The 14,378-nt window shown below is 55.2% G+C and carries 14 protein-coding genes; all 14 read right to left on the bottom strand.

Going from position 1 to position 14,378, the window contains the following annotated elements:
• Positions 1–160 precede the first annotated feature (160 nt).
• Positions 161–583, bottom strand: coding sequence for a ClpXP protease specificity-enhancing factor (locus AXW11_RS20715; RefSeq protein ID WP_177190669.1), 423 nt, complete (start codon positions 581–583; stop codon positions 161–163).
• Between the two features lie 56 nt (positions 584–639).
• Positions 640–1,269: a glutathione S-transferase N-terminal domain-containing protein gene (locus tag AXW11_RS20710; protein WP_036203714.1), complete on the bottom strand. Its 630-nt coding sequence runs from the start codon at positions 1,267–1,269 to the stop codon at positions 640–642.
• A gap of 108 nt (positions 1,270–1,377) precedes the next feature.
• Entirely contained in the window at positions 1,378–2,133 is a 756-nt protein-coding gene (locus AXW11_RS20705; RefSeq protein ID WP_036205673.1) for a cytochrome c1, read from the bottom strand.
• Complete coding sequence (locus AXW11_RS20700; protein WP_007154595.1) at positions 2,133–3,365, bottom strand: cytochrome b; 1,233 nt, start codon at positions 3,363–3,365, stop codon at positions 2,133–2,135. The genes AXW11_RS20705 and AXW11_RS20700 overlap by 1 nt, the downstream gene beginning before the upstream one ends.
• Entirely contained in the window at positions 3,365–3,961 is a 597-nt protein-coding gene (gene petA, locus AXW11_RS20695; RefSeq protein ID WP_036203711.1) for a ubiquinol-cytochrome c reductase iron-sulfur subunit, read from the bottom strand. The genes AXW11_RS20700 and petA overlap by 1 nt, the downstream gene beginning before the upstream one ends.
• A gap of 241 nt (positions 3,962–4,202) precedes the next feature.
• A complete protein-coding gene (gene rpsI / locus AXW11_RS20690; protein WP_007154597.1) occupies positions 4,203–4,595 on the bottom strand; it encodes a 30S ribosomal protein S9 in 393 nt (130 codons plus the stop codon).
• A 12-nt stretch (positions 4,596–4,607) separates the two neighbouring features.
• Complete coding sequence (gene rplM / locus AXW11_RS20685; RefSeq protein WP_007154598.1) at positions 4,608–5,036, bottom strand: 50S ribosomal protein L13; 429 nt, start codon at positions 5,034–5,036, stop codon at positions 4,608–4,610.
• A 286-nt stretch (positions 5,037–5,322) separates the two neighbouring features.
• Positions 5,323–6,111, bottom strand: coding sequence for a TatD family hydrolase (locus tag AXW11_RS20680; RefSeq protein ID WP_036203708.1), 789 nt, complete (start codon positions 6,109–6,111; stop codon positions 5,323–5,325).
• 17 nt (positions 6,112–6,128) lie between these two features.
• Complete coding sequence (gene prfC, locus AXW11_RS20675) at positions 6,129–7,709, bottom strand: peptide chain release factor 3 (RefSeq protein WP_036203705.1); 1,581 nt, start codon at positions 7,707–7,709, stop codon at positions 6,129–6,131.
• Positions 7,710–7,831: 122 nt separating this feature from the next.
• Positions 7,832–8,314 (bottom strand): ribosomal protein S18-alanine N-acetyltransferase, encoded by a 483-nt coding sequence (gene rimI, locus AXW11_RS20670; RefSeq protein ID WP_041335939.1) that lies wholly within the window; start codon positions 8,312–8,314, stop codon positions 7,832–7,834.
• A gap of 3 nt (positions 8,315–8,317) precedes the next feature.
• A complete protein-coding gene (locus AXW11_RS20665) occupies positions 8,318–9,121 on the bottom strand; it encodes a hypothetical protein (RefSeq protein WP_041335936.1) in 804 nt (267 codons plus the stop codon).
• 27 nt (positions 9,122–9,148) lie between these two features.
• Positions 9,149–10,699, bottom strand: a complete 1,551-nt coding sequence (locus tag AXW11_RS20660; protein ID WP_036203699.1) for a 2-isopropylmalate synthase — start codon at positions 10,697–10,699, stop codon at positions 9,149–9,151.
• Positions 10,700–10,781: 82 nt separating this feature from the next.
• On the bottom strand, positions 10,782–12,497 hold the full coding sequence (locus tag AXW11_RS20655) for a bifunctional protein-serine/threonine kinase/phosphatase (protein ID WP_091644644.1): 1,716 nt from the start codon (positions 12,495–12,497) through the stop codon (positions 10,782–10,784).
• Entirely contained in the window at positions 12,494–13,963 is a 1,470-nt protein-coding gene (locus AXW11_RS20650; RefSeq protein ID WP_041335934.1) for an MFS transporter, read from the bottom strand. Before AXW11_RS20650 ends, AXW11_RS20655 begins: the two co-directional genes overlap by 4 nt.
• Positions 13,964–14,378: the final 415 nt, after the last annotated feature.

Raw genomic sequence — 14,378 nt, 5'->3', positions numbered from 1 at the left:
CCACAGGGGACTTGCACCCCCAAGTCATCCGGCCAGCACCACCTGTACCGGAACAGCGCCCGTCAAGGCGCTACGCGCCATGCCTGGCGCACAACAAAAAAGCCAGCTGTTAAAAACAGCTGGCTTTTAGGCATCCTGACACTTTCCCTTCAAGACAGTGCTATTTCACGACCTTGAGCGTTGGCCGACCGCTGGGCCGGTCACCACCTTGACCGTTATCACCACTACCATGCTCGGAATCCTTACCACCAGGTCCTTCCGGATCAGGGGAGCCTGGCTCGCTACCGAAGACCATGCCCTCACCATTCTCCTTTGCGTAAACCGCCATGACAGCCTGCAACGGGATAAAGACCTGCATTGGCACACCGCCAAAGCGTGCGCTGAATTCCAGAGCGCCGTTACCAATCACCAGACCACGCACAGCTCCAGGACTTATATTGAGCACGATCTGCCCATTGGCCACATGCTCAGTCGGAACCTGAACGCCCTGCACTCCCGCATCCACAACAATGTAGGGCGTGCAGTCATTGTCGAGGATCCACTCGTTGAATGCCCGAACGAGGTAGGGACGGCTTGATGTCATCGTTATCTTACTATCAGGCACTGCCTTTCTCCTGAACCGGTTTCAGGCGCTGCATATCAGTTACGGATATCTTCTTCCAGGTCTGACAGGCTCGCCTTGAAACCTTCACGACTGAATATGCTATCCATGTACTTTTGAAGCGGCTTCGCCTGCTTTTCATTCAGCTCAATACCCAGCGACGGCAAGCGCCACAGAATCGGAGCAATACAGCAATCCACGATCGTGAACTCTTCCGACAGGAAAAAAGGCATCTCACCGAACAGCGGCGCCGTGGCCAGCAAACTTTCGCGAAGCTCTTTTCGGGCTGCATCCGACGCCTTTGCGTTGGGCTGAGCCAGAATCTGATCCACCAACCCACACCAGTCTTTCTGGATGCGATGGATCATCAGGCGACTGTTCGCACGCGCAACAGGATAAACCGGCAGCAATGGAGGATGCGGGAAACGCTCGTCCAGATACTCCATCATGATGTTTGGCTCGTAGAGCACAAGGTCACGATCCACCAGCGTCGGCAGGGCATTGTACGGATTCAGGTCAGCCAACTCTCCAGGCGGGTTATCCGGATCAACGTTCACGACGTCAACCGTCACCCCCTTCTCTGCCAGCACAATGCGGACTCTGTGGCTGTAATGACTGGCCGGGTCCGAGAAAAACGTCATTGATGACCGCTTGGTCACAACGCCCATAGAACTACCTCACGATTTGACTAACCGAATTGATCCTGAAAAACGCAAAAATCCAGCGGGCCGGCTATTGCCCGCTGGAACTCAGGGACAGGAATTATACCTGAAATCTCAGTGTACGTCCTTCCAGTACTCGCGATTAAGCAGGTAGGCAAAGATAAAGAAGATCGCCACAAAGATCAGTACGAACATACCCAGCCTTTCACGCTCAACCTTTATCGGGTCACCCATGTAAGACATGAAATTGGTCAGGTCGTACATAGCCCGGTTGAATTCCTCCGGCTCCATGGAGCCTTCTGTTTCCCATTCCGGGCAAATGTCTGCATTACGAACATCGCCGCTGAGAGGATCAACACTCGCACCCTCACCAATTCTCGGCTCAACCGCACACAGCCCCTGCAAACCGATCAACACATGGGGCATACCAACGTTTTCGAAGACCACGTTGTTCACACCCAGCGGACGACTTTCATCCTTGTAAAAGCCACGAAGATAGGAATAGATCCAGTCTTCACCGCGAAGACGAGATTCCAGGGTCAGGTCAGGTGGCGGAGCACCGAACCAGCTCGCAGCCATTTCCTTGCTCATGGAGTTCTTCATGAGTTCACCGATCTTTGCACCAGTGAAAATCAGATTCTCCTCGTAAAGCTCGGCGGGAATCCCCAGATCATCCGATACACGCTTATACCGCGCATACTCCATGGAGTGACACCCCATGCAGTAGTTGGTGAAAAGGGCCGCACCGCGCTGAAGCGACGCTTTGTTGGTATGGTCCGGCTCCATGGTATCAAGCGGCACGGACGCCCCCGCTGCCAGCCCGAGAGCTGGCAGGATCGCTATGAAAAGACCAACTATCAGCTTTCTCATCATCCTGTCACCCTCTCTGGAACTGGCTTTGTTTTCTCCATGCGTGTGTAGAACGGCATGAGAATAAAATAGAGGAAGTAAAGCGTTGTCAGGATCTGGGCAACCGTTGTGCGACCCTCAGTGGCCGGAACAATACCCAGGTACCCCAGGACAATGAAGCTGATGGCGAAGATCGTCAGAGCGATCTTGCTCAACCAGCCTTTGTAGCGCATTGAGCGTACCGGACTTCTGTCCAGCCAGGGCAAAACAAACAGGATGGCGATAGCAGCCCCCATCACGACAACACCCCAGAACTTCGCGTCCAGGCCAAAGAGGTCAATAGTCACCGCCCGCAACATGGCGTAGAACGGTGTGAAGTACCACACCGGCGCTATGTGGTCGGGCGTCTTGAGGGCATTGGCAGGCTCGAAATTCGGCTTTTCAATGAACAACCCGCCCATCTCGGGGAAGAAGAAGACCACGATAAAGAAGATGAAGAAGAAAACACCCACGCCCAACAGGTCATGCACCGTGTAATAGGGATGGAACGGTATACCATCTTTGGGAATGCCGTTTTCGTCCTTGTTCTTCTTGATATCAATACCGTCAGGGTTGTTGGAGCCAACTTCGTGCAGCGCAAGAATGTGCAGCACCACCAAACCAAGCAGAACGATTGGTAATGCGACAACATGCAATGCAAAGAATCGGTTCAGGGTAATACCAGAGATCAGGTAGTCACCGCGGATCCACAGCGACAGATCATCGCCAATGACCGGAATGGCGCCAAACAGGTTTACGATCACCTGCGCACCCCAGTAGGACATCTGACCCCAGGGCAGCAGATAACCCATGAATGCTTCGGCCATCAGAACCAGGTAAATCAGCATACCGAAGATCCAGATCAGCTCGCGCGGCTTTTGATAAGAGCCGTACATCAAGCCACGGAACATGTGGAGATAAACCACCACGAAGAACGCGGAAGCGCCGGTGGAGTGCAGGTATCGAAGCAACCAACCCCACTCAACATCACGCATGATGTATTCAACTGACGCGAACGCACCTTCCGCTGTGGGGTTATAGCTCATGGTCAGCCAGATACCGGTCACGAGCTGATTCACCAGCACCAACATCGCCAGCGAACCAAAGAAGTACCACATGTTGAAGTTCTTGGGCGCGTAATACTTGCCAACGTGCTTGTTCCACGCATCGACAATTGGAAGACGTTCGTCTACCCAGTTCACTAACTTGTTCATTATGCGGCCCCCTCAGGATCCAGACCGACGGTCAGAGTGTTCTCGTCGTCAAAGCGATAGGGAGGCACCTGAAGATTCGAGGGTGCCGGCATATTCGGATAGACACGCCCGGCAAGATCGTAACGGGAGCCGTGACACGCACAATAGAAGCCGCCAAGCCAGTTTTCCCCGAGATCGGCTGGAGCGACTTCTGGCCTGAATTGGGGAGAGCAGCCCAGATGGGTACAGATACCGACGAGAACAGCGTACTCGTCTTTGAGTGCCCGGAGCTCGCCTTCGATGTAGGCAGGTTGGTCCGCTTCCTTGGAAAGAGGATCCTTCACCTGGTCATTCAGCTCGAGAATGTTTTCGTTCATCTCTTCGGTGCGGCGAATAACCCACACCGGCTTACCGCGCCATTTGACGGTCATTTGCTGACCTGGCTCCAGTTTACTGACATTGACGGTGACCGGTGCACCGGCTGCTTCCGCTTTGGCACTGGGATTCCAGGATGCTACGAAAGGCACGGCCGCACCGACGACGCCGACACCACCCACCACAGACGTGGCACCGATCAAAAATCGGCGCCTGCCTTGGCTCACGTCGCCATTACTCATTATGGTTATCTCCCATCAGGCGACATACAGCCCTGCTTACAGGGAAACTGCACATCGAAAAGGACTTCTCTCAACCTAAAATTATAAGCGCTCAAATGGTAATGAAATTACCCTGCCCTTACAAGTCGGAAAGGCTTTGAGCCGGGCCATTACCTGTCTCAAGCCTGTTCGAAACTGACTTCCCAGACAACAAAAAACCCGGCCAATAGACCGGGTTTTTTTCGGATCTGCTCCAGCGATTTTAACGCTTGGAGAACTGAGGACGCTTACGCGCCTTCCGCAGACCAACTTTCTTACGCTCCACTTCACGAGCGTCACGGGTAACGTAACCCGCCTTACGCAGCGCAGGGCGCAGCGTTTCATCGTAATCCATCAGGGCGCGAGTCAGGCCGTGACGAATAGCGCCCGCCTGACCACTGATACCACCACCTTTAACAGTGATGTTGATATCGAAACGATCCGTGGATTCAGCAACCACCAGGGGCTGACGAACAATCATCCGCAGAGTTTCGCGACCGAAAAACTGCTCAATGGAACGACCGTTGATAGAGATGTTACCGCTTCCCGGCTTGATGAAAACCCGAGCCGTGGATGTCTTGCGGCGACCAGTACCGTAATTTTGTGCTACAGACATATCCGCCTTCCGTTAAATGTCGAGTTCTTTGGGCTGCTGGGCTGCATGAGGATGCTCAGCGCCGGCATAAATTTTCAGCTTCTTGAACATGGCACGGCCAAGCGGGCCATTCGGAAGCATGCCTTTAACAGACTTCTGAATGATTTGCTCAGGAGCCTTGTCGACCAGCTTCTCGAAGTTGATGGACTTGATTCCACCCGGAAAGCCGGTGTGACTGTAGTACATCTTGTCAAATGCTTTTTTGCCGGTAACCCGTACCTGACTGGCATTGATAACCACAATGTAATCACCAGTGTCGACGTGAGGGGTGTACTCAGGCTTATGCTTGCCCCGCAGACGACGGGCGATTTCAGTTGACAGACGACCCAGCGTCTTGCCGGCTGCGTCTACAACGTACCAGTCACGTGTTACTGTTTCTGGTTTCGCACTCAGAGTCTTCATTGATTCCGCCTTGAACGCTATATAAGAAACGTTAAAAACCACCACCGGTAAATGCTCGGCATCCGGAGGAGGTTCTTTACCTGTATGTTATGCGGCAGTGACATCATTCGGGGCTGAGATGATGGCATCGCCTTGAAAAGCCAGGGCGCGAAGTATATCCGAACCCAAAAAGAAAGCCAACCCTGAAAGGGACTGTTTCGTTATTCACGTATCCTCATTGCTACCGCGGAACGGAGCCACCAACCAAAGGGCACCGAAACAACCCGTGGTCGTCATTTCCACGACTCTAGCGCTCGGAAGCGCCGACTTCGTTCCAACCATACAGCCGCTGCACGTTGCAGAGCAGCGACTGGGCCAGGTCTTCGAGCCCCGAATTCCGCAACCGTGCCAGGGTGGCTAGTATCGACGGCAGGTACGCAGGCGAATTATGCCCCGCCTCGACGCCCGCTGGCGCCATATCAGGCGCGTCCGTCTCGAGGATCAACGCATCAACGGGCAACCGGGCGATGGTATCCCGGGTCTTTCGCGCTCGCTGATGGGTAATGACACCACCAACACCGATGAAGCAACCGAGGTCAATCAGCTTGGTAGCCTGCTCATAGCTGCCCGAAAACCCGTGCACCAACACCCGCCCTGAAAAGCGCTTGCGCCGCAGCACCTCATAGACCTCGTCGTGGGTCTTAACGGAGTGAATAACCAGCGGTAAATGTACAAGCGCAGCAATATCAACCTGCCCTTCAAACCAGGCGTACTGATCCCGCATGTCCCCGTGGAGCCGATCCAGGCCGCACTCCCCCAAGGCTACACAATGACCTGGACGGTCTTCGAGCAAGCCTTGCAATGCGCATAGGTCATCGGCGGTATGCTCAGCCACATACCAGGGATGGATTCCGAGACAGTAGTAGAGCCCATCGTATTCCGATGCAATGCGACTCACCCTGCTCCAGTCGGGCCGCCGAACGCCGGGAATAACGAGATTCGACAGACCACTGCTGCGAGCGTCCTCAAGCACTGCCTTGCGACGCCCATCAAACTCAGGGAAGTCAAAATGGCAATGAGCATCAATGAGTCGCATTCACTCACTCCAGCCTACTAGTGCTCCCGTGTTTTATGGAAGCTGATCTCTGGATAGCGCTCCTGGGCCAACTGCAGGTTGACCATCGTTGGCGCAATGTAGGCCAGTCGGTCGCTGCCATCCAGAGCCAGGAAATCGTTAGCCTTACGCTCGAACTCATCCAGTTTACGCTCATCAGAGGCCGTTACCCAGCGTGCCGTTGCAACATTTATCGGCTCATACACCGCCTCAACCTTATATTCGCTCTTGAGCCGACTAACCACCACATCAAACTGCAGGACACCCACCGCTCCCACGATCAGGTCGTTGTTTCGAAGCGGGCGAAAAACCTGTACCGCGCCTTCTTCCGCAAGCTGGATCAAACCCTTTTGCAGCTGCTTGGACTTGAGCGGGTCCTTCAGGCGAATACGACGGAACAATTCCGGTGCAAAATTGGGGATGCCGGTAAATTTCATATCCTCACCGGCAGTGAAGGTATCTCCCAGCTGGATGGTGCCGTGGTTGTGAAGGCCGATAATATCGCCTGCGAACGCCTCCCCCGCGTGCTCCCGATCACCTGCCATGAAGGTCAGCGCATCGGAAAAGCGAACTTCCTTGCCGATTCTCACGTGACGCGCTTTCATGCCCTGATTGTAGCGCCCCGACACGATCCTCAGAAAAGCCACACGATCCCGGTGCTGGGGGTCCATATTCGCCTGAATCTTGAACACGAAGCCCGAGAAGACATCCTCTTCTGGTTTCACTAATCGCTGATCGGTTTCACGCGGTTGCGGTGTTGGGGCCCACTCCACCAACCCATCAAGCATGTGATCCACACCAAAATTGCCCAGCGCCGTACCGAAGAACACCGGCGTGAGCTCGCCCGCAAGGAAGGCGTCCAGATCGAACTCATGGGACGCTCCTTTCACCAGCTCAATCTCGTCTCGGAGATCACCAGCATAGCCTCCCAGAACCTCGTCCAGCTCAGGATTCTCAAGCCCCTGGATCACTCGTTTTTCCTGGATGGCATGGCCCTGACCGGATTTGTACAGGATCACTTCGTCCCGGGTCAGGTGATAGACACCTTTAAAATTCTTCCCCATACCGATGGGCCAGGTAATCGGTGCGCAGGCGATTTTGAGGACATCCTCAACCTCATCCATCAACTCCACGGGATCACGCGTATCACGGTCTAGCTTGTTCATGAAGGTCAGTATTGGCGTATCCCGCAAGCGGGTTACTTCCATCAGCTTGATCGTGCGTTCCTCAACACCCTTGGCGCTGTCGATCACCATCAGGCACGAATCCACCGCCGTTAACGTGCGGTAGGTATCTTCCGAGAAATCTTCGTGGCCAGGCGTATCCAGGAGGTTGACCAGGCGCCCGCCATATGGGAATTGCATCACCGAGGTGGTGACGGAAATACCACGCTCCTTTTCCATCTCCATCCAGTCGGATTTTGCGTGCTGCCCCGACTTCTTTCCCTTGACCGTGCCGGCTTTCTGGATGGCCTGCCCAAACAGCAGAACCTTCTCTGTAATGGTGGTTTTACCCGCATCCGGATGCGAGATAATCGCAAACGTGCGGCGCTGGGATACTTCGCTGGCAAGGCTGGTCATAATTGGTAACAACCTGGTTCGGAGAGACTGAAAAAACGGACGTCATTATAGGGATATTAAGGCACTGACGCGAACCCGCATCCGTTGAGAGCGTGCCGATCTAACCGCGGAGTTTCGAGGGACTATCTGCCCAAGGGTAAGGCCATGACCAGTGCGTCTTCCCGCTCGCGGCCTGCAGGGTAGTAGCCCTTCCTGCGACCAATCACGTCAAAACCTTCCGCCGCGTACAGATCAATTGCTGCACGGTTGCTGGCGCGCACCTCCAGTAAAACCTGGCTCATGCCATCCCGCGCCGCCTCCAGCACAAGGTGCCGAAGCAAACGGCGTCCTCCGCCATTGCCCTGTTTAGCCGGTGCCACGCACAGATTCAGCAAATGGGCTTCACCCACCATATAAGCGACGACGGCGTATCCACTGAGCCGCTGCCCCCACTCGAGTGCCCAGAGCCGATAGTCAGGCCGAAAGCACCCCAAAAAAACGGACTCGCTCCAGGGGAAGGAGTAGCCCTGGGCTTCGATATTGAGGACGTCAGGCAGATCCTCCTGGCGTAAGGCCCGGATCATGAGGTCGGCAATCTCTATCTCGCGGTATAGATCCTGACCCACAAGTCAGCCCCCGACGGCGGACTTCAACTGCTGCCAGAGCTCACGCTTGTAAGCGGGCACCGCAGCCAATTCGGCAAGAGTATGGGAGAAGTCGACAGCAGCATCACCCAGCGCATCGTCAAGCAATACAGCTCTTTCTGTGGGAGAATCGTTGGTTAAAACTCCGAGCAAGACCACCTTGCGGGCACCGAAGTCATTGGCCAGGAAATGAAGAGTATCGCGAAAACAGTCTGCGCTGTTTCCTGGAACCCTCAGATTTCCAAACACCGGCCAGCGAAGCTCGCGCCCTTTCTCAATCCGGGTTTCACCGACCGCTGCCAGGATGTTTTTTGCCAGTGTGTCTTGAAGACGTGTGCTAGCCTCGTCGGATACACCACTGATCAGCACAAGCTGCTCTGAGAACCAGAACCCAAGGTGGGCGTGAATCTGGCGGGGCAGCTCCCCAGCAGCGTCCACTGTTTTTTCAGGCGACTCGTCGGCCGGTGCCTTCGACTCAACGGCAACTGGCGTTTCCGGAGCCTTTTCGGGCACCGGTACGCCAGCAGGTTCCGGCGTGTCATCGGCCATCAGCGCCTGGATGCCGGCGATTCTGTCCTTGCCGACACCATCAACCTTACGCTGGGGAACGGATGGCCGCGCCGGAACCGGAGGCGGTGCAATCGCAGCAGCTTCCAGCTCCGGCTCATCCTTCTCGGGAAAGGCGAATTCAGGGCTCGGTGCGGCGCCGGGTAACGCCTTCCTGGCGTACCAGAGATGGATTCCCGCCTTGCCCAGATAAAATTGACGTTCTGCCTCTGGCATCATCATTGTGCTAGCCCCCTTCGCCTACCCTGCTCAGACATCAGCGCCCTGCGGGTGCTGCCGAACACCGCCCCGGCTGATCAGGTTCAGGGCCTCAATGTAGGCCTTTGCGGAGGCGATAATGATATCGGTATCGGCGCCGATGCCGTTCACAATTCGACCACCGCGCTCCAGGCGTACCGTTACTTCCCCCTGGGCATCCGTACCGCTGGTAATGTTGTTCACGGAATAAAGCTGCAGGTTACAGCCGGAGTCTACCAGGGACTCAATAGCCTTGAAGGTGGCGTCAACCGGCCCGCTGCCTTCTGCCTCTACCTTGTGCTCCCTGCCATCCACCAGAAGGGTCAAGCGAGCCCGGGGAATAACACCGGTCTCAGAGCACACCTGCATAGTAACAAGCCCATAGCGGCCGTCTTCTTCCTTCTGCCGGGTATCGCTGGCAATCGCCTGAAGGTCTTCATCGAAAATCTCATGTTTGAGATCAGCCAGTGCCTTGAACCGGGTAAAGGCTTCATTAAGCTCTGTTTCTGTCTCAAACTGGATGCCGAGTTCCAACAGGCGGGAACGGAAAGCATTACGGCCAGAATGTTTGCCCAGCACCAGGCTGTTGGTGTGCCAGCCCACGTCCTGTGCCCGCATGATTTCGTAGGTTTCCCGATGCTTCAGGACGCCATCCTGATGAATACCTGATTCGTGGGCAAAGGCGTTTGCACCAACGATCGCCTTGTTAGGCTGTACCGGAAAGCCGGTGATGGTCGATACCAGTCGAGAGGCAGGCACAATGTGCTGAGCATCTACCCGGGTGTCGATAGTGTAAAGATCCTGACGGGTACGAACCGCCATCACAAGCTCTTCAAGAGAAGCGTTCCCTGCCCGCTCACCGAGCCCGTTGATGGTGCATTCCACCTGGCGGGCGCCGCTGCTAACGGCTGCAAGGGAGTTTGCAACCGCAAGCCCGAGGTCGTTGTGACAGTGAACGGAGAACACGGCTTTGTCGGCGTTCGGAACACGGTTTAGCAACTGACGGATGGTCTCCCCAAACTGCTCCGGAATGGCATAGCCCACTGTATCCGGAATGTTGATGGTTGTTGCGCCGGCCTTGATTGCCGCTTCGATAATACGGCACAGAAAATCCAGCTCTGACCGACCGGCGTCTTCGCAGGAAAATTCAACGTCGTCAACATGACTGCGGGCACGCCTAACGGATCTGACGGCCTGCTCAACCACGTCATCCGGCTGCATCTGCAGCTTGTACTGCATGTGAATCGGAGACGTCGCAATGAAGGTATGGATACGTCCGCGCTCGGCCGGCCTGATGGCCTCCGCGGCGCGGTCAATGTCCTTATCCAGTGCCCTGGCAAGACTGCAAACGGTAGATTCCTTGATAGACTCTGCAATCGACTTTACCGCCTCGAAGTCACCCTGGCTGGCGATCGCAAAACCCGCCTCTATGACGTCAACCCTCAGCTTCTCGAGAATCCGGGCTATCCGCAGTTTCTCCGCTTTTGTCATCGTTGCGCCGGGGCTTTGCTCACCGTCACGCAATGTTGTGTCAAAAATAACCAGGTGATCGTTCGCAGGCATGGCGCTCTCCATCAGGGCAACTGAAGACCAGTTTCACGGGAGTATATCATCGATTGCGATGCCCACGGGGCGTGCATAGTGTTTAGTCGACGCCGTTCATCCAGACCAGCCAAATCAGCAAACCATTGAGCACCAGAGAGACAACCGCGATGAAACGCCAGTTTTCCGGTGGCACACGGTCCACGAGCGGGCGCCATTCGGTGGGTGTCAGCGCCGGGTTGGGATGTCCGAGATCCCTCAGGAATTCCGACAGCGAAGGGTATCGGGACTCCGGCCTCAAGGAAACGGAGCGTTGCAGGCAGGCATCCAGCCACACCGGCAGGTCTGGGTTGAATTCGCGTATACTGCGATAGCGCAAACGGCGACGGACGGAGGGTCTGGGAGGTTTCGCATAGGGAAGCTGACCGGTCAACAGCTCATAGGCAATCACCGCCAGGGAATAGCGGTCAGAGGCGGGTGTTGCCCGATCACCCTCAAGACACTCCGGCGCAGCGTAGCTCTCAGTCCCCAGGCAGCCATCCTGCCCCCACGGAACATCAATCTCCTCAATCCCTCGAATTCGTACCGCGCCCAGGTCAATGATTTTAACTGTCCCGTCTCTGGCAATAAGTACGTTTTCTGGCTTGAGATCCTGGTGCACCATTTCAAGACGGTGCAGAGCCCGTAAACCAATGGCAATCTGCTGAATGAGGTTCCTCACGTCGGCAGGCGTTGGCAGGGGGTTGTCGTTCATCCACTCGCGTAGCGTCGGTCCCTGAACATATTCGGTGACACAATAGAGGCAGCGTCGGTTCTGGGGCGGCTCAATAAACCGGACAATATGAGGACTGTTTACACGGCGCCCCACCCAGCACTCATTGAGAAAACGGTCGATATAGGCCGGATCATCCACAAAGTTCGGCGATGGCGTTTTGATAATCACCGGCTCACCGCCGGCATCGGGGCTGGCAAGGTAAACCTGGGTGCGGCGGCTGGCGTGGATTTCCCTGACAATCCGATAACCGTCAAGCCTTTGCCCAGGTTCCAATGGCGGCGGGAATGCCAGCGACGTCAGCCGCTCATAATGAGCCTCAACGTCTTCCACTGGCAGATGCTCAATATTAAGTACCTGAGCACTCAGGTTGTCGGGGCTTCCAGCGGAGTAGGCTGCGTCCACCAGCGCCCTGGCGACCTCATCCGCGTCACCCTCCGCTGCAAGTCCAGCCATAACGACTGGGTCGAGATACCCGTGCACACCATCAGTGGTCAATAGCAAACAATCACCGGGCAGAAGGTTTGCCCGGAATACATCAATTTCGACATTCAGCTCAGCCCCCATGGCCTTTGTCAGCGCGCCCCTATCGGCGCCTACAACTGCATGATGGTCCCTGGTCAGGCACTCCAGTTCGCCGTTGCGAACAAGACAAACCCGACTATCCCCCACATGAAATACATAGGCTCGATTGTTCTTGATGACGACACCGCTAAAAGTACACACCATCGCATGGGCATCTGCATGGCCGGCGTGACCACGACCGTGCAACCATCGATTCAAGGCCCCAAGGACACGACCGGCCGCAGTTTCAACGGCCCAGGAGTCCGGCGTACTGTAGTAGTCGTGCAGAAACCCTTTTACGCAGGTCTCAGCCGCCTCACGGCCTGCGGCTGAAGCACTCACCCCATCGGCAATAACAGCAGCAACTCCCTTGAGAACGAGGGCCTCGCCTTCTGGATACCGAATACCCAGGCTGTCCTGATTCTCGGCCTTCCGGCCGGCGATGCTGTATTGGCCGGCCTGTAATTGGAGGCGGCCACTCACGTTACGTCAATCATTCTGACGGAACCATCCGGCATAACCTCGCTTGTTTGCGGATCAGGTTCATCCATGAAGATCATCACCAGGGACATGATTGCCAGAGCAATTGCTCCCAACACCAGGAAGAACTGATCTGAGGGCACCAGGGCCAATACAACCAGGAAGACAACACCTCCTACATTGCCGTAGGCACCTGCCATCCCCGCAACCTGGCCGGTAAGACGACGCTTCACCAACGGAACCGACGCATAGACTGCGCCACATCCGCCTTGCACAAAGATCGAGCAGAGCACAACCAGAGTGACCGCCAATGGCAGAGGCCAGCTGCTATCAATCCTTGCCATGAAGAAGTATCCAACTGCGATACCGGCCAGCATCAGTATCGTAATCAGCTTTCGCCCATAGCGGTCCGCAAGATAGCCGCCGCCGGGGCGCCCAAACAGGTTCATCAGAGCAAAACTCCCGCCGAGCATCCCCGCCAACATGGGAGAGATATCAAACGTATCCAGGAAATACAGCGGCAACATGGAGACCACCGCAAGTTCCGATCCGAAGCTCGCCATATATACGAGATTTAAAAGTGCTACCTGCTTGAACGGGTAACGATCAAATGCCGGTACAGGCCTTTGAAAGACGTGACCGTTTATCTGCCAAATCCGCAAGAACTGGACAGCTGCCATCACCCCTATCGCACCATAAAGAAGATAGGTTGTCGGAGCCCCCAGCATACCGAGCTTATAGGGCCCCAGTTGCCAAACGATCAACGCCAAAGCAAAGAACAGCGGCAAGTTCATTACCACGTAAAGGACGAAATCGCCCTTGCTGGTGACTTCCATCGCACCGCCCCGCTTTGGCTTGAAGTAAGTCGAACCTTTTGGGGTATCGCGAACCAGGATGAAGAAAACCGCCGCGTAGATAATCGCGATAACACCGGTCGTGCCTACCGCCCAGCGCCATCCGTTATCGCCACCGAACCACAGCGCGAGTGCCGGCAATGAAAGCCCGGCAAACGCAGCTCCAAAGTTACCCCAACCGCCATAGATACCCTCAGCCAGTCCCAGCTCCTTCGCCGGGAACCATTCACTTATCAGACGGATACCCACAACAAATCCCGCACCAACAAAGCCCAACAAGAATCGGGTCACTGCGAGCTGTTCAAAGGTTGTGGAGAGTGAAAATGCGATACAGAGAAGCCCTGACACAACAAGGACCAGGCTATACACACGGCGAGGGCCGAGTGCATCCACTAACATACCGATAAGAATTCGAGCTGGTATCGTCAATGCCACGTTGAGCAGCAACAAGGTATTTACTTCCGAGGCTGACAACCCGAACTGATCTCGAATAGAAGACATTAGGGGGGCGTGATTAAACCAGACCAGGAAGCTTATAAAAAACGCTACCCAACTCAGGTGAAGAACTTTGATCCTTCCTACGAAAGAAAGGAATCGAAAAGAGGTATCGCTCATACGTTGGCCTGTAAACATGCGGAATTTGCCAACAGATCGTGAGGAAGGTTCTAAGGGAGGGGCCAAGTGTGGCGAACTATCAAAGCAAAACAGGAATGGCCGACACCTTCACTTCCTTCTGACGGCGTCGTTGCCGGTACCTGTTGGAGCCTAACTCTAGACCCGATACTTCAGCAAAATATATTCCAGAATATTTTTAATTTTTAAAAACAATGCATTGCGAATATTTCCAAGGGCAACAAATCCCCAGCAACGCACCAATGCTGGGCAACCCGAGCGGCACCGCACCACTATAGGTTATTGGTCGTTAGTTTTTTACAGGCAATAAAAAACCCCCGTCGGCGAAGCCGCGGGGGTTTTTGGTATTAGGAGCCTGACGATGACCTACATTGCTCAGGCCTGTCGGCCTTCGGCC

This window comes from Marinobacter sp. Hex_13 (genome assembly GCF_001566815.1).
GTDB lineage: Bacteria > Pseudomonadota > Gammaproteobacteria > Pseudomonadales > Oleiphilaceae > Marinobacter > Marinobacter salarius.
Note: the sequence above shows the minus strand (reverse complement) of the source record. Positions and strands in the feature narration are given on the sequence as shown.